This window comes from Hymenobacter sp. BT491 (assembly GCF_014349165.1).
GTDB classification, from domain to species: Bacteria; Bacteroidota; Bacteroidia; order Cytophagales; family Hymenobacteraceae; genus Hymenobacter; species Hymenobacter jejuensis.
On record NZ_JACSJJ010000002.1, the window covers coordinates 1,278,583 to 1,297,978 of the forward strand.

General features: G+C 57.7%; 15 protein-coding genes. 12 read left to right on the top strand and 3 right to left on the bottom strand.

Annotated elements, in window-relative coordinates; all coding sequences use genetic code 11:
• Positions 1-13 precede the first annotated feature (13 nt).
• Positions 14-1,219, top strand: a complete 1,206-nt coding sequence (gene corA, locus H9I52_RS11190) for a magnesium/cobalt transporter CorA (protein ID WP_187453903.1) — start codon at positions 14-16, stop codon at positions 1,217-1,219.
• 88 nt (positions 1,220-1,307) lie between these two features.
• On the opposite strand, the gene H9I52_RS11195 is transcribed toward corA, so the two are convergent.
• The gene (locus tag H9I52_RS11195; RefSeq protein WP_187453904.1) at positions 1,308-4,052 is read right to left on the bottom strand and encodes a hypothetical protein; all 2,745 of its coding nucleotides are present in this window, start codon (positions 4,050-4,052) and stop codon (positions 1,308-1,310) included.
• Positions 4,053-4,186: 134 nt separating this feature from the next.
• On the opposite strand from H9I52_RS11195, the gene H9I52_RS11200 reads away from it, so the two are divergent.
• Entirely contained in the window at positions 4,187-5,644 is a 1,458-nt protein-coding gene (locus H9I52_RS11200; protein WP_187453905.1) for an APC family permease, read from the top strand.
• Positions 5,645-5,735: 91 nt separating this feature from the next.
• Here H9I52_RS11200 and H9I52_RS11205 read toward each other — a convergent pair whose 3' ends face one another.
• Positions 5,736-6,470, bottom strand: coding sequence for a carboxypeptidase-like regulatory domain-containing protein (locus H9I52_RS11205; RefSeq protein ID WP_187453906.1), 735 nt, complete (start codon positions 6,468-6,470; stop codon positions 5,736-5,738).
• 285 nt (positions 6,471-6,755) lie between these two features.
• Positions 6,756-7,175, bottom strand: a complete 420-nt coding sequence (locus H9I52_RS11210) for a hypothetical protein (RefSeq protein WP_139517498.1) — start codon at positions 7,173-7,175, stop codon at positions 6,756-6,758.
• A 201-nt stretch (positions 7,176-7,376) separates the two neighbouring features.
• Here H9I52_RS11210 and H9I52_RS11215 point away from each other — a divergent pair, with 201 nt between their 5' ends.
• The 10 genes from H9I52_RS11215 (at position 7,377) to H9I52_RS11260 (ending at position 19,350) form a co-directional block, all read left to right on the top strand.
• Positions 7,377-8,714, top strand: a complete 1,338-nt coding sequence (locus H9I52_RS11215) for an NAD(P)/FAD-dependent oxidoreductase (RefSeq protein ID WP_187453907.1) — start codon at positions 7,377-7,379, stop codon at positions 8,712-8,714.
• A 95-nt stretch (positions 8,715-8,809) separates the two neighbouring features.
• A complete protein-coding gene (locus H9I52_RS11220; RefSeq protein ID WP_187453908.1) occupies positions 8,810-9,037 on the top strand; it encodes a hypothetical protein in 228 nt (75 codons plus the stop codon).
• Between the two features lie 102 nt (positions 9,038-9,139).
• On the top strand, positions 9,140-10,498 hold the full coding sequence (locus tag H9I52_RS11225) for a 4Fe-4S binding protein (protein WP_187453909.1): 1,359 nt from the start codon (positions 9,140-9,142) through the stop codon (positions 10,496-10,498).
• 132 nt (positions 10,499-10,630) lie between these two features.
• Positions 10,631-11,992 carry a sigma-54-dependent transcriptional regulator gene (locus H9I52_RS11230; protein ID WP_187453910.1) on the top strand — a complete coding sequence of 454 codons (1,362 nt, stop codon included), beginning with the start codon at positions 10,631-10,633 and terminating at the stop codon, positions 11,990-11,992.
• 387 nt (positions 11,993-12,379) lie between these two features.
• Entirely contained in the window at positions 12,380-12,457 is a 78-nt protein-coding gene (gene kdpF, locus H9I52_RS23315) for a K(+)-transporting ATPase subunit F (RefSeq protein WP_139517938.1), read from the top strand.
• Between the two features lie 14 nt (positions 12,458-12,471).
• Entirely contained in the window at positions 12,472-14,172 is a 1,701-nt protein-coding gene (kdpA, locus tag H9I52_RS11240) for a potassium-transporting ATPase subunit KdpA (protein WP_187453911.1), read from the top strand.
• 68 nt (positions 14,173-14,240) lie between these two features.
• Positions 14,241-16,289, top strand: coding sequence for a potassium-transporting ATPase subunit KdpB (kdpB, locus tag H9I52_RS11245; protein WP_187453912.1), 2,049 nt, complete (start codon positions 14,241-14,243; stop codon positions 16,287-16,289).
• 78 nt (positions 16,290-16,367) lie between these two features.
• Positions 16,368-16,940, top strand: coding sequence for a potassium-transporting ATPase subunit KdpC (gene kdpC / locus H9I52_RS11250; protein ID WP_187453913.1), 573 nt, complete (start codon positions 16,368-16,370; stop codon positions 16,938-16,940).
• A gap of 113 nt (positions 16,941-17,053) precedes the next feature.
• Positions 17,054-18,169 carry a porin gene (locus H9I52_RS11255; protein WP_222940454.1) on the top strand — a complete coding sequence of 372 codons (1,116 nt, stop codon included), beginning with the start codon at positions 17,054-17,056 and terminating at the stop codon, positions 18,167-18,169.
• An 8-nt stretch (positions 18,170-18,177) separates the two neighbouring features.
• Entirely contained in the window at positions 18,178-19,350 is a 1,173-nt protein-coding gene (locus H9I52_RS11260) for a sensor protein KdpD (RefSeq protein ID WP_316248029.1), read from the top strand.
• Positions 19,351-19,396 lie beyond the last annotated feature (46 nt).

A 19,396-nucleotide genomic window follows, 5' to 3' on the forward strand; every position in this document is an offset into this window, starting at 1 on the left:
TTAGCTTGCTCCTATGACTTCTTCGACCTCCGATCCTGCGGTTTCCATACCCCTCCCCGATGCCGATGCCACCAACGGTTCTGCGGAAGGCCGCATCCGGGTTTCCGATCGGGATGCCACTCGGCAGGCGCACATGCAGAGCGTGGGCCAGCGGCCGGGCACCCTGCAAATCCATCCCGGCTCGCTCAATCCGCGCCTTTTTCTGATTTCTTACGACGAAGATTTCTTTCAGGAGCGTGAGTATTTCGACTACGACGCGCTGCTTGCGTTTGTGCGCGAGAACCCCGAACGGCGCCATTGGATTGACGTGCGCGGCTACAACGACCTGCCCCTGATGGAGCAGATCATGACCGATTTTGGCCTGCACCCGCTGCAAATGGAAGATGTGCTGGGCGACTACCAACGGGCCAAGGTGGAGGTATTCGACAAGAACCGCCTGTTTATGGTGTCGCGCATGACGGATTTTACTTCGCAGTGGGAAATCGACGACGACCAGCTCTCCATCTTCACCGGACCCAACTACGTGCTCACGTTTCAGGACGATTACGACGACTGCCTTGAGCCGGTTCGGAACCGCATCCGGTCGGGCATGAGCCACATTTTGCGGTATTCGTCGCTGTATTTGGCTTACGCGCTCACCGACGTGGTTCTCGACCATTACTACCCCACCATGGCCGCCATCGGCGATTATGTGGAGGCCTTGGAAGACCGCATTTTCCACGGCCGCACCGACCGCCGCATGCTCAGTCGCATCCTGCACATCAAGAAAGACATCGTGCGCTTTCGGCGCCTCGTGTACCCCGAGCGCGACAAAATTGCCGAGATTCTGCGCCTGCCCGACGACATCGTGCCCGACGATATAAAGGTCTTTTACAAAGACTGTTACGACCACGCCATCCAAGCCATGGACTTGGCCGAAAGCTACCGCGAATCGGTCACCAGCCTCGTGGACCTGTTCATGTCCAACCAAAGTAACCGCATGAACGAGGTGATGAAAGTACTGACCATCATCAGCAGCATCTTCATTCCGCTGAGCTTTGTAGTCGGGCTGTACGGTATGAATTTTCAGCGGGAAAACCCCCACGGCGGCATCAATTACCTCAACATGCCGGAGCTTTATCACCCGCTGGGCTACCCAATTTTGATTGGTGTGCTACTGCTCATTGTCATTGTGCAGCTGGTGTATTTTTATCGAAAAGGCTGGCTGACCAATAACTGATCGTGAAGAATCAACCGTCTAAACGACTCAAAAGCCAATACATATAACTATTTGATAATCAAATAGTTATATGTATTGGCTTTAATGATCAATTCAATTTCAAAGCAGTCCTCCGAAGCTCGTTGCCGACTACACGATACAGCTGGTACGTGTTGGCAGCGGCATCAAATTCGAGCCCAACTTCGGGTGCGCTGTTGTCGAAGCTTTGGTTGGCTACGAGGCGGCCTTTGGCGTCGAACAGATACACTTTGTGCGGGCCGGTTTCGGTGAGGGCAAATACGCGGTGGCCGTTACCGAAGTTGAAATACTGCGCCGATTTCAGAGCGGAAGTCACGAAGGTTTTGGAGAGAATGGCCTGTCCCGAAGGCTCAAAACAATCCGTCAGGCCGCCCTGCTCGCGCAACACCGTATAGCTTTTGCCTTGCTGATCGGGCACTACCCGAAAGACCGAATTACGGCTCCAGGTGGCTACCCGGCTGCGGCTGACCACGTCGCCGCTGAGGTTAAAGCTCACACGCTCACCGTGTTGGCTGACGACCGTCAGACGCGTGCGCCGCAGCGTCGGGCCGATTTCCACAAAGGCGCCCGAGTGCAGCCGCGCGCCAACGCTGATGGGAAACCCCGGATACACCCCGCCCTGTTGATCAAAAGCGTAGATATAGCCGTTTTCGAGCAGGGCCACGATCACAGCGCGCCCCCCCACGACCAGCAGTTGAGGCGGAGCGGCCAGGCCAAAATCCAGCTGCTTAGGTTGCCAACCGGCGTATGTGTTGCCGTTGGTGTCGAAGAGAAAAAGGTTGCTGCTCCGGCCGCTCACCAGTAGTCGCGGGGCGCTGCGGCCATCGGAAGGCGAAACTGCCAGCGCGGTAACCTGCACCGTGTCAGGCACATTCAAAGGAAATCCTGCCAGTTCCTGACCTTGGTCGCCGAGCAGGTGCAAACGGTTAGGAGTAGCAAACAAAGTACCCGTGTTTCCTCCCGGCAGCGACAGGCGCTTAATTCTGCCGACCACCGCGCCCGCCAACGAGTCGGACCACGCCACTACATTGTCGGGCGTGATGTAGTGCAGCACCTGCCCTTGGTCCTGCACCAGCACACCCGGCGTACGCGCTCCCGAAACGGGCACCAGCGTGGGAGCGCTGCTCAAGGGCGTTTTGAAGGCGAGCAAAGTACCGGTTTCGGTCTGGGTCTGGGGCCGCGCAACGGCGGGTCCGGAGGCCGGATGGCGAAACACAAACTGCGTAAAATACTGCGCATCCGGCTCGGATTCGTTGGCGGCCGGCACGAACTGAAATGCGATCTGGGGAAAGCGTTTGAACAGCGTTTCGTTGCGCAACAAGCCGGCCCGCCGATCTTCCACCAAAGCACGCAGCAGCACGTTCCAGCAATTGCGCGTGTCCATGAACACGCTGAGGCGAGCCAAGGGTTGGGTGTCTTGCAGGAACGCTACTTGCGTTGGTGAGCGCGTCCAGACCTCCCCGGCCGTTACGTCGGTGAGCCAGAGGCGCAGGGCCGCCGGGTCCTCGGCAAACGCCAGATAATTACCCACTTGCGCTACCGAGGCCGTGCCAAAGTTGGAAAACAGCGGCCCGAGCAGCCGCGCAGGCAACTCGGGTACGCCGGTTTGGTGAATCTGGTACGGGCCCACGCGCTCAAACGAAGGACTGGCACCCACTGCCCGCCGCAGCTGCCCAAGCAAGGCAGCTACGCGCGCCGGAGTTTCGCAATACACCAAAGCAAGTTTGGCCGGTTTCTGCCGCGCCGACACCGACGACAAATAGCACAGTGCCGCTTCCTGCGACAGCGAAACAGCTAAGCTATCGATGAGCGGGACGCTGGTTGCGCCTAGCGTGTCGGCGGCGGGCGCCGCTTGGCGTGATTCGCGCAGAACCGTCGTTTTGTCAAGTCCCAGATGCACCAGCAGCGCCGTGCGCAACGACAGCACCTCTGCCATGCGCAACCGCTGCGCCGACTGGCCCCGCAACTGCTGGTGCAGCGCATCGCGGGCCGTTTCGGGGTTGGCGAAGCCGTTGAATAACACTCTGTTACCAATCAGCTTCATTTCCATGAGGCTATTGCGGCTCAGGCTGGTAAGCGCCGCCAAGTCGGGCCCCAACTCGGAGCGGAAGAACACACCCAAAAACTGCGGCAGCCGCCGGTAATTAATCAGCAACGCCGCGTCCACATCTTTAAGACGCAGATAATCAGTGGATTGGAATTCTGAGGCCACGGTAGGCGCTTCCGGATGTTCGAGCCGACGCACAACGCCTTCTACCAGTTCGGCATTGGCGCTGATTACCAAGTGATTGCGGTAGTTGAAGAACGTCATGCCGGAGCCCGTACGGCGGTCGCGGACGTCGGTGAGCTGCTCGCCACGGTAGTCGCGGGTAGCCACTTGGTAGCGGGCGTCGCGGGCCAGGCCATCGACGAGGCCGCGCACCTGCCGATACTCGCGCACCGTGCCAATGGGCACCTGAAACAGCACGTCAAACTTCGCCGGGCCCGTCACGTGCACCGAGGTAAACACTTTCTTGGTGCCCAGAAACCGCAACACCACGTTGCGCGACCCGGCCACGCTGTCTACCAACGCGAGGTTGTCTTCGACTTGTTGGAAATAGTTGACGGCCGTTAGGTTGTCCCAGAGTTGGGTTTCCTTCAGGTGCCGCACGAGCGTGGGATGGTCGCGGGTGGCCATCACCAGCACGGCATCGTCGGGCACGAGCGACCACGGGTCGACAGGAACGGCGGCCACGGCACGGCGGTAATACACATAGGAGCCCAAAGCCGAAACCAGCAGCAGACCCACTAAAAACACCAGTAGCTTTTGCGACATCAAGCGGCGGTGAAAAGACAAGGGCTGCAAAAGTAGTTATTCGGCAGAAGCCGCGGGAAAGTTGCGCGCCAAGGCACAGCCCGACAGTACGTTTTTTCTATCTTCAGCCCCTCATTCCGAATTTATTCCCCTTTATGTCCGAAAAGCAAGGCCACTTTCAGCGCGCCATTACGCTCTTTGATGCCATTATGATCGTGACCGGCAGCATGATTGGCTCCGGTATTTTTATTGTCTCGGCCGACATCGCGCGGCAAGTCGGCTCGGCGGGCTGGCTGATTGTGGTGTGGCTCGTGACGGGCTTTATCACGCTGGCCGGCGCCGTAAGCTACGGCGAACTGGCGGCTATGTTCCCTAAAGTCGGCGGCCAGTACGTGTATCTGCGCGAGGCTTACAACAAGCTGACGGCCTTTCTCTATGGCTGGACGCTGTTTCTGGTCATCCAAACCGGCGTGATTGCGGCCGTGGCCGTGGCGTTTGCCAAGTTCACCGGCGTTCTCATTCCGTGGTTCAGCGAAGCCCACGTGCTATTTACCATCGGCAGCTTCCAATTCACCACGGTGCAACTACTTGCTATTGTGTTGATTGTGGGACTTACCGCTGTCAATTCGCGGGGCGTGCGCAGCGGCAAGCTCATTGCCAACATCTTCGGCAGCACTAAGCTGGTAGCGTTGTTTGGACTGATTGTGTTTGGCCTGGCGCTGGGCATCAACAAGCAAACCGTCGACCTCAACTTTCACGACCTCTGGACGGCCACGCGCTACATACCCGGCGCTCCTGCCCTGCCGCTCGGCGGCTGGGCACTGATCACGGCCATCGGATTGGCCATGACGGGCTCGCTGTTCAGCTCCGATTCGTGGAATAACATCGGGTTTTCGGGCGACGAAATCGTCAATCCGCAGCGCACGATTGTATTGAGCATGGCCATCGGAACGGCCATTGTTACTGCTCTTTACATCCTGATCAACATTGTGTACCTGCTGGTGCTGCCCCTGCAAGGCGACCCCAACGCGACGACCGTAGCAGGCCGTGGCATCATGTTCGCCACCAATGACCGCGTCGCCACCGCCGTCGTCGAGAGCATTCTGGGCCGCGTGGGGGCTTATTTCATGGCGGTGCTCATCATGATCAGCACGTTCAGCGCCAACAACAGCATTCTGCTTAGCGGTGCCCGCGCTTACTACGCCATGGCCGCCGACGGCCTGTTTTTTCCCGGCATGGCGCGCCTCAACAAAGCCGGCGTGCCGGGCGTAGCCTTGTGGGCCCAGTGTCTGTGGGCCAGCGGGTTGTGCCTGTCGGGCTCGTATGGGCAGCTGCTCAATTACGTGATGTTCTCGGTGATTCTGTTTTACGTGATCACCATCGTGGGCATTTTCGTGCTGCGCCGCACCCGCCCCGACGCCCCGCGCCCCTATCGGGCGGCTGGCTACCCTTTTATTCCGCTGTTGTACGTGGTGTTGGCCTCCGCGTTCTGCCTCATCTTACTCCTCGACCCCAGCACTTCCACTTACTCCCAACGCGGTCTGGGTTTGGTTGCCCTGGGCGTACCGGTATACTTCATCTTCCGAAATCGCTTTGGCAATAAATCTCTATAAGTAATTACTAATCAATTGCTTACCTATAAAATAACAGAAAGCGCCTCTGCTATCGCAGAGGCGCTTTCTGTTAAAATAATAACTCGAATTTCTACTTGCGGCGCCGGCGTTTTACGTCTTCGCGGGGCTGGAGGCTGATGATAGTAGGCGCGCCGTTGCGCACGTGTGCTTCTTTGTCGTCGTAACCCGCGTAGCCATAGACGAGGGTGTTGTCGCCGGCAGGTGCTTCGAGCGAATAATTGCCTTTGGCATCGGTGCTGGTGCCTTTCTTGCTGCCTTTCAGAAAGACGGTGGCACCGGCCAGGGGCTCGCCTTCTTCGTCGAGGATGCGGCCGGAAAGCATGACGTTAGCGGGTGTCGCTTCGGCAACCGTTTCCGCAGGAGCCGGCTGAGCAGGGGCTGCATTCACGGTCTCTTCGACACGATTTACTTGATTATCAGTAACTTTCTCTGGAACCTCAGCTTTGCCAGCGGCCACGGTTGGGGCTGCTTTTGCCTTGGACTTGTCTTTGGCATCTGCCAGTGGCGCAGTAGCCGTTTTTGCTGCGTCCGTGTTTTCGTCTTCTGGCTGAGCAGCGGGTTTCGCGGCCACTTCGCGAGTGCCCGTAACTGTTGCGTCGCCCAGCACCATGGAAGGCATCATGCTGGAAACGGCATTGGAAGCCGTTTGGGATGGCACCAACGCATAGCTGGCGCCCGCCAGCAGCATGATGGCGCCGGCAATAATGGCCAGCCGGGTGTTGCCGGAAGCAAGCTGCTTCTCTTCGGCCAGCAACTGGTCGGTGTCCTGCGTTTCGGATTCGTACTGGGTAGAAGGTGTGCTCATAGGTGGGAGGATTGAATTAAGGGAGTATGTAAAGGGTTATCAGAGCCAACTCATTCATTTGCACTTAACTATGATGAGATTGACAATCGGCTTTTCAGATGTTGATAAAGGTATAACGATGCCGATATCATCTCCAAATACCTGTGTGGCAGATATTATGCCAGTAGTTGCACTCCTCAAACCTTGACTTTGCCGCAGGGCAGCCAATCCTCCATTTTGCCCCAAATTTTGGGCAACAAAAAACCCCGCGCTTGGGGCGCGGGGTCGATCGTGGAGGGCTGAAGGCTAGGAGCCGGAGATGGTTTCGCTGTGCGATGGTTCGCCCGGCGTTTTCTTGTCATCGCCGAATTTCTGCTCGCCGGAACGCACGCTGTGGTCCAGCTCATACGTGCCTTCGACCTCAAAACCAGGGCCTTGGGCTTGCTCACCGGCGTCGTGGTGCTCGTTGCCGCCCTGGGGGTGGGTTTCGTCGCCGCCGATGTGCAGGTTTTCGAGCTGGTCTTTTTGATTGCTGCGCTGGGTGTAGCCCTGGGCGCCGGTATTGCGCAACGCCGACGGGTCGTTGGCTACTTTGCCGTTGCTTTCTTCTTCCTTGTAGTCCTTCTCGTTTTCGAGCCGCTCGTTCTTGGAAACGGGCGTGTTTTCGGTGATTTTCTCGTTTTCGTTGCCGTTGTCGTCGCTGCCAAACAAGTTATCAAGTATCATAGTAGTAAGCCGTTGGGGTGGAAATCTCAGAGATTGTCTGCCTTTGGTCTTACGCACTACGGCCGGGTTGGTTCGCTGCCACAACCGGAGGCATGCGGCGCGTCCAAAAATCCGAATGCAGCGATAAAGAGTACCTTGAGAAACCCAGAGCCCGACCCGGCTACCTTTGGTTTTGTCTTTTTGCTTTCGTTCGCGCGTTCTATGCACCTGATTATCATTGGCAACGGCATTACCGGCATCACGGCGGCCCTGACCGTGCGACGCCTCCAGCCTACAGCCCGCATCACCATCGTTTCGGACGAAAGCGCACACCACTACTCGCGCACCGCCCTGATGTATGTGTACATGGGCCACCTGCGCTATCCGGATATTAAGCCGCACGAAGATTGGTTTTGGGCCGAAAATAACCTGGAACTGGTGCACGCCACCGCCACCCGCCTCGACGTGGAGAAGCGCCAAGTGCACCTAAGTACCGGCCAGACTCTGCCCTACGATAAATTGCTGCTGGCCACAGGTTCGGTGAGCAGATACCACGGCTGGCCGGGCCAGCACCTGCGCGGCGTGCAGGGCCTGTACGGCCTCCCCGATCTGGCCCAAATGGAGCGCGACACGCACGGCATTCGGCAGGCGGTAGTGGTAGGCGGCGGCCTCATTGCGGTGGAGTTGGCCGAGATGCTGCACACCCGCGGCATTGCCGTAACCGTGTTGGTGCGCGATGCCCACTACTGGGCCAGCGTGCTGCCGCCCGAAGAAGCGCACCTCATCGATCACCAATTCGCTCAGCATCACGTAGATATCCGTTACCGCACCGAGCTACGCGAGGTTGTGGGCGATGCCGAAGGACGCGTACAGGGCGTGATCACCAGCAAAGGAGAATCCCTTGATTGCCAATGGGTTGGCATTGCTATTGGCGTCACGCCTAACTTGAGCATAACGCAGGATACGCCGGTGGAAACCGAGCGCGGCATTCTGGTGGATGAATTTTTGCAAACCAACATCCCGGGCGTGTACGCCGCCGGCGACTGCGCTCAGCACCGCCAGCTCGGCGCGGGCGAAGTGCCCATTGAGCAGCTGTGGTACACCGGCCGCATGCAGGGAGAAGCCGTCGCGCATACGATCTGTGGCCAGACCACGCCCTACCGCCGAGGCGTGTGGTTCAACTCGGCCAAATTTTTCAACCTCGAATACCAAACCTACGGCCGAGTGCCCGCGAGGCCGACGGCGGGTGAAGAAAGCTTCTATTGGGAAAACCCAACCGGCCGGCAGTGCCTGCGCATCAATTTTTCACCCGCTCACAATCACGCCGTACTGGGCTTCAATGCTTTAGGATTGCGCCTGCGCCACGAGGTGTGCGAACACTGGATCAAGACCAATACGCCGGTGCAAACGGTGCTCGCCAACTTGGGAGCTGCTAATTTTGACCCCGAGTTTTTTCGGGAATACGAGCCCGACGTCATCCGCCAGTTTAACCAACAATTTCCTCAGCAGCCGGTAATTCTGCAGCGTCGCAAGGGGCTGTTTGCCAAACTTCTGGGGTAGCGTCCTGGAATTATCCGGGTGCAACAGCAGGTTATTTTGCTTCGCAACCGCTCAGTACCCGCATTTACATTTTGATCATCTCAACGTCATTGCCCGTGGACTTCTCCAAACTATACCGCCCCAGCGCCCTCAACAGCTACCAGTTCATCGCCATTACCGGCCTGATCATGAGCGGAGCCGCACACGTAATCCTGCATTTTTTCGTGCACCGTACGCTGCCCGGATTCGACTGGCTATACGTTTGCTGGACGGCACTTTACGTCATTGGCTCATTGATGAATCTGTTCGGCAAGCCCAGCGAAGATCACCATCACCACCATTAAACCGGCTGGTTTAAACGAGCAAAGCTAAATTTATATATCATTATAATACACTGATTATCAAATTATTATATACAGTAATCTTTTGCTCTTATTGAAGATCCAATGTCTCTCACTGCCACGCCTGATTTAGCACTTCCTCAGCTTCCTGTCCGCGAGGCCGACGCCACCGAAAAAGCCACCTTGGCCGTGGTGGCGTTGGGGCTGCTGGCGCTGCTGGTAGCGGCTTCGGATGCAAACCACGACCGCGCCCGGCTGCTATTTTACGGCGCGCTGACCTTGGTTAGCGGGGGCACGCTGCTGTGGTCGTGGCACAAATTTGGGCGCGGCGAATCGGGCGTTAAGCAGAACAATTTGTGGTTGCGGGCCAGCACCAGCCGCGGCGGCATTGCCTGGGTGACCGGCCTGGTGCTGACCGGCTTTTACGTAGTGCTGTACTGGTTTCCCCAATACCTGGAAAACCTCATTCGGGCAGCCGACCCGCTGAGCCAGGCCCTACGCCGCAAGCCCGCCGATCAGTGGTTTGTGTACGGCACCTTCTACACGCTGGCCGTGCTGCTGATGGGCGGCCGGGCGCTTTGGAAATATCGCCACTCGCGCTACCAAGTAATCCGCACCTTGTCGGTGATGTTTTTCCAACTGGGCTTTGCCTTTATTTTGCCCGGTGTGCTGCTCTTCTTTCAGCAACCGGAGTATTATTTCACCTACTTCTGGCCGCTGAAATACGACTACCTGTTTCCCAACAGCGTCGATTATTTGGTAAAAGACGGGCAGGCGCTGGGCGTGTTTATGGTGTTTTGGGGCGTAGTGATGTCGTTTCTGGCGACGCCCGTGCTCACCTATTTCTATGGAAAGCGCTGGTATTGCTCGTGGGTGTGCGGCTGCGGCGGCCTGGCCGAAACTGCCGGCGATCCCTACCGCCACCTTTCCGATAAGCGCCGCGTAGCTTGGCGTTGGGAAGTGCGCATTATTTATACCGTACTGGCGCTCATCATCTTACTGACCGCCATGCTCTGGGTGGTGCGCTACGTGCCAGGCGGTCCGCTGGCTGGCGTGGCCGATGGCTTGTACCGTTTCTATGGCTTCTTCATCGGCTCGGTGTTTTCGGGAGTGATTGGAGTGGGCTTCTACCCGCTAATGGGGAGCCGCGTGTGGTGCCGCTTTGGCTGCCCGATGGCAGCCTACCTGGGGCTGCTGCAAAAGCACTTTTCGCGCTTCCGCATCACCACCAACGGCGGCCAATGCATCTCGTGTGGCAACTGCTCCAACGTGTGCGAAATGGGCATCGATGTGAAGCAGTACGCCCAGCGCGGCGAGCCCATCATCCGGGCTTCGTGCGTGGGCTGCGGCATGTGCTCCACGGCGTGCCCCCGCGGCGTACTCAACCTCGAAAATGGTCCGCGCGCAGGTCGTTACACGGGTTCGCAGTTGATTCATGCGGATAGCCTGCGGCTGTTGTCGTAAGTTTGTGAGTTGCTTCTCTGAACCTTGAACAGCAGATCAAGCCTTCTACTATCTCATTGACAGTCAATCAAATGTCGATAAGATACTCAACCCCACGAGTCGGCGCCTGCTCCCATCATCTTTCTCGCTTCAATGCCTACTGGTACCCTGCTCCTCATCGACGACGAAGCGCCGCTGCGCCAAGCTGTAGCCCGCATGTTGGAGCTAGAAGGTTACACGGTGCTGCAAGCCACCGACGCCCGACGCGGCCTCGAAACGTTGCAGCAACATACTGATGAAGTACTGGTAATCTTGTCGGATGTGAAGCTACCCGATGGCGTTGGGCTCGACTTGCTGCCCCGCTACAAGGCCAAGGCCCCGCTGGCGGAAGTCATTCTGCTGACGGCTTTTGGCACCATTCCCGACGGCGTGCGGGCCATGCGCGAAGGCGCTTTCGACTACCTGACCAAGGGCGACTCCGACGACCAACTGGTCGTGGTCGTGGATCGCGCTGCTGAGAAAGCGCGGTTGCAACGCCGGGTGGCAGAACTGGAAAAGAAAGTAGGCGCTCAGTACAGCTTTGCTTCGATGATTGGTCGAGCGCCGGCCCTAGAGCAAGCTAAGCGCACGGCCCAGCAAGTGGCCCTCACCGATGCTACCGTGTTGCTGGAAGGCCCGACCGGAGCCGGCAAAGAGCTGTTTGCCCAAGCCATCCACCAAGCCAGTCCGCGCCACACCAAGGCATTTGTGGCGCTTAATTGCAGCGCGTTTCCGAAGGAGTTGCTCGAATCGGAATTATTTGGCTACAAAAGAGGCGCTTTTACGGGCGCCCAAACCGACAAGAAGGGTTTGCTAAGCGAAGCCCACGGCGGCACACTGTTTCTCGACGAAATCGGGGAGTTGGATATGACGCTGCAAGCCAAGCTGTTGCGCGTGCTCGAAACCCAGGAATTTATCCCTATCGGCGATACCAAGCCGACCCGCGTGAACGTGCGGCTGGTAGCCGCTACCAACCGCAACCTGCGTCAGGAAGCCGAACAAGGCCACTTTCGGGCCGACCTGTATTATCGCCTCTCGGTGGTGGTGGTACAGGTGCCCTCGCTCAGCGCCCGTCGCACCGACATCGGCCTGCTGGCTGATTATTTTCTGCACTATTTTGCCGTCAAGCTGCGCCGCCGTCCGCTGGTGCTGACTCCTGAGGCTTTGCACGTGCTGGAGCAATATGCCTGGCCCGGCAATGTGCGCGAGCTCAAGAACGTGCTAGAGCGCGCTTCCATCTTAACGCCGCCCGACGAGCCACTCACCGTCGAAGGACTTCCGCTGGAACTGCAAATGGCGGCTCAGAACAGCTCTTCCAGTGCCACCTCCGACGACGAACGCAGTTTGCGCAACGCCGAAAAACAGCACATCCAACGTGTTCTGCTCGAAGTCGGTGGCAACAAAACCGAAGCCGCCCGCGTGCTGGGCATTGCCCTCACCACCCTGTACCGCAAAATCCAGGAGTACGCCTTGTAGCTCCTGCTTTCGCACCACGCCTCCCCCGACGACCCTGCCCTGACCGGCAGGGTCGTCGGCGTTTTGGCCCTAATGGAGGACTAGCGTTTTGCAAAAAACCCTAGCGTTTTGCTAGGATCCCGTGAGCTACCAGCATCGGTAATAAAATATTTTTTATTACATAATATATTGATATTCAAGTATTTGTAAATAATTGGCAACCGATTTAGAAAGCAGGTCCGCCGCTTGCCTTCGGAGAAGCACATGCGTTTGCTAGTCTCACTTAACCCCTGCTCATGCCTCCTTTACTCTTCACTACGCTTTTGACGGCCGCGGGCCTTGCTGGCTTCTGGCTCTTCTTCAAATCCGTGGACTATTTCGATCACATCTAGCCTCACTTTAGCCATGATGCTTGCACTATTTCTGCTTTCACTGGCCACGTTTGGCTACCTGGTGTATGTGTTGCTTCGCCCGGAGCGCTTCTAATTTCTTCCCCTGTCATGAATAAAGAACTTCTGGGCATCGGTGCCATTTTCGCGAGCACAGTACTGCTGGCCATCCCGCTGGGCCGCTATCTGGCAGCCGTGTACCGCGGCACTCGCACCCCAACCGACTTTCTGGCGCCCTTCGAACGCCTGCTGTTCCGCGTGGCGGGCATCAACCCCCTGAAGGAAATGAGTTGGCAGCAGCATCTGGTGGCTTTGTTGACCATCAACGCGCTCTGGTTTTTGTGGGCGATGCTGGTGCTGTGTACGCAGGGCAGCCTCCCGCTCAACCCCGATGGCAATGCCTCCATGTCGCCCGATTTGGCTTTCAACACGGCCATTTCGTTTGTGGTCAACTGCAATTTGCAGCACTACGCCGGCGAAACGGGGCTTACCTACCTCTCGCAACTGACTGTGGTAATGTTCTTACAGTTTGTAACGGCTGCCACGGGCATGGCAGCTTGCGTGGTGGTCTTCAATGCTTTACAAAGCCGGACCACCGACAAGTTGGGCAACTTTTATCTGTATTTCGTCAAGAGTCTTACACGCGTTTTGCTGCCGCTCTCGCTGGCCGTAGCGCTGGTACTTGCCTTCCAGGGCACGCCCATGACGTTTCGGGCCAAGCAGCCGCTTGTCACGCTGCAAGGCGATTCGGTAACCGTAAGCCGCGGACCCGCAGCGGCCATGGTTGCCATCAAACAGTTGGGCACCAACGGCGGCGGCTTCTTCGGTGCCAATTCGGCGCATCCACTCGAAAACCCAACCTACCTGACCAATGCCGTCGAAAACCTGAGCATTGTACTCATTCCGATGGCCATGGCGCTGGCCTTCGGCTTTTACCTGCGCCGCCCGCAGCTGGGCTGGATGGTATTCGGCGTAATGACGGCCGGCTACCTGCTGCTGCAACTCCCTACTGTGTACCTGGAAATGCACGGCAACCCCGCCATTGCCCGCCTCGGCATCGACCAGAGCCTGGGGGCGATGGAAGGCAAGGAAATACGCTTGGGGGCCCCGGCCGCCGCGCTCTGGGCCATCCAGACCACGGTTACCAGCAACGGTTCGGTCAATGCCATGCACGACTCGCTCATGCCGCTTTCGGGCATGAATGCCCTGCTGGGCATGATGACCAATGCCTTTTATGGCGGCGTGGGCGTGGGCTTTCTCAACTTCTTCGTGTTCATCATTGTGGCCGTGTTCATCTCGGGCCTGATGGTGGGCCGCACCCCCGAACTACTGGGCAAAAAGATTGAGGCCCGCGAGATGAAAATCGCCATTCTTATTGCCCTGCTGCACCCCCTGCTGATCTTGACGGGCACGGCTATGGCGGCCTACCTGCATTCACACGACCCACAAGCGCTGAGCAGTTGGCTGGCCAACCCTGGCTTTCACGGCTTTTCAGAAGTGCTTTACGAGTACACTTCCTCGGCCGCCAACAACGGCTCAGGCTTTGAAGGATTGGGCGACAACACGCCGTGGTGGAACATGAGCACCGGCGTGGTAATGCTGCTGGCTCGCTATCTGCCCATCATCGGGCCAGTGGCTATCGCTGGGCTGCTGGCCCGTAAAAAATTCATTCCGGAATCGGTTGGGACGCTGCGCACCGACACGGCCACCTTCGGAGCAATGGTCTTTTTCGTGATCTGGATTATCGCCGCCCTGGCCTTCTTCCCAGCTCTCGCCTTAGGGCCGCTGGCCGAGCATTTCACCTTGTACTGATCCCCCTCTTTGTCGCCCGTCACTCAGTTCAGATCGGCCGAAACCACACGCTTCCTTTAGTTCAGAAGATGTCAACCCCCAAATCCCAATCTCTTTTCCAGCCGGCGCTGGTCCGCGAAGCTGTTAGCCAAGCCTTTGTGAAGCTCGACCCGCGCACCCTGTTTCGCAACCCGGTGATGTTCACGGTGGAAATCGGCACCGTAGTGATGTTGTTCGTTACACTGGGCCTGCTTTTCAAGCCCGACGCGGCGCAGGGCAGCTTTGGGTACAACCTCACGGTGTTCAGTGTACTGTTCCTGACCTTACTGTTCGCCAATTTCGCCGAGGCCATTGCCGAAGCACGCGGCAAGGCCCAGGCCGATTCGCTCCGCAAAACCCGCCAGGATACGCCTGCCACCGTACGCCAGCCCGACGGCACGATGGTGGCTATGAGTTCGGCCCAACTGCAAAAGGGACAGGTTTTCGTGGTCGAGGCCGGCGAAATTATTCCCACAGATGGCGAAATTATCGAAGGCCTCGCCACTATCGACGAATCGGCTATCACGGGCGAATCGGCGCCGGTGATCCGTGAAGCAGGCGGCGACAAGTCCAGCGTGACGGGCGGCACCAAGGTACTGAGTGATCGCATCGTGGTGCAGGTGACCACGGCCCCGGGCGAGTCTTTTCTCGATAAGATGATTGCGCTGGTAGAAGGCGCGTCGCGGCAGAAAACGCCGAACGAGATTGCGCTCACCATTCTGCTGGCCGGGTTTACGCTGGTGTTCGTGATCGTGTGCGTGACGCTGCAGCCTTTTGCCGAGTATGCACACGCACCGTTGGCCATTTCGGCCTTCGTTGCGCTGTTTGTGTGCCTGATTCCGACCACTATCGGCGGCTTGCTCTCGGCCATCGGGATTGCCGGTATGGACCGGGCCTTGCGCGCCAACGTGATCACCAAGAGCGGCAAAGCCGTGGAAACGGCCGGCGACATCGACGTATTGTTGCTCGACAAAACCGGTACCATTACCATTGGCAACCGCAAAGCCACCCACTTCTGGCCCGCGCCCAACGTAGATAACCAGCAATTCATTGATTCAGTGACGCTTGCGTCGCTTAGCGATGAAACCCCCGAAGGCAAAAGTATCGTGGAGCTGGCCCGCGACAACAAGGTGAACCCCGCGCACCTCCAAAACCTCCTGGCCGGGGCCGAGCTCATCAAGTTTACGGCCGAAACGCGTTCCTCAGGCGTCACGCTAGCGGGCGGTACCCGCCTACGCAAGGGCGCGGCCGATGCCATCCGCACGCTAGCCGAACAAGCTGGCCACGTCTACCACAACGATGTGGCCGACCGCGTGGCCGCCATTGCCTCGAACGGCGGCACGCCGCTGGTGGTGTCGGAAAACGACCGGGTGCTGGGGGTAGTCGAACTTCAGGACATCATCAAGCCCGGTATTCAAGAACGCTTCGACCGCCTGCGCCGCATGGGCATCAAAACGGTGATGGTGACCGGCGATAACCCGCTTACGGCCAAATACATCGCCGAAAAAGCGGGCGTCGATGATTTTATTGCCGAAGCCAAGCCCGAGGACAAGATGACGTACATCCGCCGCGAGCAGCAAGAGGGCAAGCTGGTGGCCATGATGGGCGATGGCACTAACGACGCGCCCGCCCTGGCCCAAGCCGATGTAGGCGTGGCGATGAACTCGGGTACGCAGGCCGCGAAGGAAGCCGGCAACATGGTCGACCTCGACAACGATCCCACCAAGCTCATCGAAGTGGTCGAGATCGGCAAGCAGCTGCTCATGACGCGGGGCACGCTCACTACCTTCAGCATCGCCAACGATGTGGCCAAGTATTTCGCCATTGTGCCAGCACTGTTTATGGCCGCCATTCCGGCCTTGGGCGCCCTCAATATCATGGGCCTAAAATCGCCGCAATCGGCCATTCTTTCGGCCGTGATTTTCAACGCCCTCATCATCCCGGCGCTGGTGCCGCTGGCCCTGAAAGGCGTGGCCTACCAACCCATCGGAGCCTCGGCGCTGCTGCGCCGCAACTTGCTGATCTACGGCTTGGGCGGGGTGCTGGTGCCCTTCCTCGGCATTAAGCTGATTGACTTACTCGTTGGAGCGTTTCTGTAGAACAAAGCTAATTTAATACAAGTATCTCACAATCAATTACTTATATTTTATTGTGACTTTTCAGATTTCAACCTTTCCATGAAAACTCATCTGCTTCCGGCTTTTCGGCTTTCGCTCTTGTTGTTGCTGCTCTGCTGCGTTGTATATCCAGCCTTGGTGTGGGGCGCTGCTCAGTTTGCTCCGGGGCACGGCGAAGGCGTACAGCTTGTGCGCAACGGCCGCGTGATCGGCTACGCCAATGTCGGCCAGAAATTCGACCGGCCCGAATACTTCAACACGCGGCCGTCGGCCGTCGATTACAACGCCAGCGGCTCGGGCGGCTCCAACAAAGGGCCCAGCAACCCCGACTATTTAAAAGAAGTGCAAACCCGGGCCGGCGCATTTTTGCAACAGAACCCCACCGTAGAGGCCGGCCAGGTGCCGGGCGAGTTGGTCACGGCCAGCGGTTCGGGCCTCGACCCACACTTGTCGCCCGCTGGGGCTTACGCCCAGGTAGATCGCGTAGCCCGCCTGCGCGGTTTGCCCGCCAAGCGCGTCCGAGCACTGGTTGCCGCGCACATCGAAGATCCGCTATTTGTGTTCTTTGGTCCTGCAAAAGTGAATGTGCTTCGTCTGAACCTCGCGCTTGACGAGCTTAGCGCCCACAGATAGCAGCGGCGCGACTTGTTACAACTTATTTTTCCCGCCCTTTACACTTAACCCCATCCTACTTCCCGTAGCAAGACACACTGTTGATGGGCGCTTTTATTATGACAAACTATCTAATGCTGAGCCTGTTACTGCTGTCTGCTAGCCATGCGTTCGCTCAGGTTACCCCAGCAACCGATTCTACTTTGGCGGTGCCCCCGACCGCTGCGCCCGAAGCTACGCCGCCCAACCCACTCGCTTTCTATGGGTATGTTGATGGCTATTATGGCTACGATTTCAAGCATGCCGACACCCAGAAGCGCCCCGGTTTCCTCTACTCCCACAACCGCCAAAACGAATTCACCATCAACAACGGCATCGTGGGGCTGCGCTACCAAGATGAGAAAGTGCGCGGCGCATTTGGTCTGCATGCGGGCTCTTATGTAGAAGCGAACTACGCCGCCGAACCACAAGTTTTCAAGCACATCTACGAAGCATATGCTGGCTTCCGGCCATTTGAAAAAGCGTGGCTCGACGTTGGCATTTTCGGATCGCACATCGGATTTGAGTCGGCCATCAGCAAAGACAACTGGACGTTGACCCGGTCGCTGGCAGCCGAAAATTCGCCCTATTACGAGACTGGCGCCCGCTTTACCTACGAAGTCGATCCCAAACTAACTCTGACCGGCCTGGTACTCAACGGGTGGCAAAACATACAGGAAACCAACCAAAGCAAGGCCGTAGGCACCCAAATTCAGTGGAAACCAACAGAAAAGCTGCTCTTTAACTCAAGTACCTTCTACGGCAACGAGCAGCCCCAAGGCGTAACGCGCCGCCGGCGCTACTTCCACGATTTTTACGCCAGCTACGCCGCCACCGATCGCCTAAGTGTGGTTGGGGTATTTGATGTAGGCAAGCAAGCGCGAGCCAACCGCAGCAAAACCGATACTTGGCACACTGGTGCGGCTTTGCTGCGCTACAAGCTAGCCGAGAAATGGGCCGTGGCGGGTCGTGCCGAGTATTACTATGCCGAACACGGCGTAATTATCAGTTCCATTACACCCGCTGACAGCGACGAGGACTTCAAGGTAAAATCCTTTTCGTTGAACCTTGACTATTTGCCCGTTAGCAAGGTAGCGTGCCGGGTTGAAGGCCGCATTTTTCACTCCCCGAAAAACTTTTTGCTCGACCGTAACGGTCAGCCCACGGATAACTACGGCAACGTGACGTCTAGCATTGCTATTTCGTTCTGAGCATTCCTATGATGGCCCCCAACGACTCTTCTGCTGCCCGCGACCAATCGGCCGAACGGTTTCTGCGACTTTTGCAGCAGAAGCAGCCCGGCCGGCTGAAGGTGTATTTGGGATTGGCCGCCGGAGTCGGCAAAACCTACCGCATGTTGCAGGAGGCCAACAACTTGCACCAACACGGCGTGGATGTGGTGCTGGGCTACGTGGAAACCCACAACCGCGCCGACACCGTGGCCCAACTGGGCAGCCTGCCCATAATACCGCGCAAAACGCTGTTTTACAAAAGCCGAGCGCTCGAAGAAATGGACCTACAGGCTATTTTGCAGCGCCGGCCGGCGGTGGTGATCGTCGACGAACTGGCGCATTCCAATGTGCCGGGCTCCCAAAACGAAAAGCGTTGGCAGGACGTGGAAGCGCTAGTGAAAGCGGGCATTTCGGTCATTACTGCCTTGAATGTGCAACACCTGGAAAGCCTTCACGACCAGGTGTTGAAAATTACGGGTACCGACGTGACCGAGCGCGTACCCGACCAAGTGTTGAAGCGGGCCGACGAAGTTGTGAACATCGACCTGACGGTGGACGAGTTGCAGACGCGCCTGAAAGAAGGCAAAATCTACGAGGCCCCAAAGATACCAACGGCACTCCAGCACTTCTTCCGGGCCGATAACTTGTTACAGCTCCGTCAGTTAGCCGTTCAGGAAGTATCTCTTTTACTGGGCCGCCAAATCGAGAATGCCCCCCACGGCGCAGCCGTAGCGCCCGAGCACCGCAACACCGACCGCCTACTGGCGTGCATCAACTCCAATGCCCTGGCCGCCAAGGAAATCATCCGCAAAACTTCCCGCCTCGCCGACCGTCTTTCGGCGGCTGTTTGGTACGTGCTCTACGTGCAAACGAGTCACGAATCAGCGGCCCGTATTGGCCTAGCTGCGCAACGCAACCTCTTGAATAATTTGCAGTTAGCCACGGAACTGGGCGCGCAGATTCTGCGCGTGAAAGACGACGATATCGTTGGCACCATTCAGCGCGTGGCGCAGGAGAAAAACGCCACGCTGTTGGTGTGCGGCGCAACCGCCGAGAAAACCCTCTGGGAGCAAGTCACCCGTCGCTACATCACCCAGCGCCTAATTCGTGCTCTGGCCCGCTCTTCTCCCGACCTCGACATCTTCTTGGTCATGTATTGAGTTTGCAGTCCTTTATGATACTCTTCTTATGTTTTCATAATTGCCT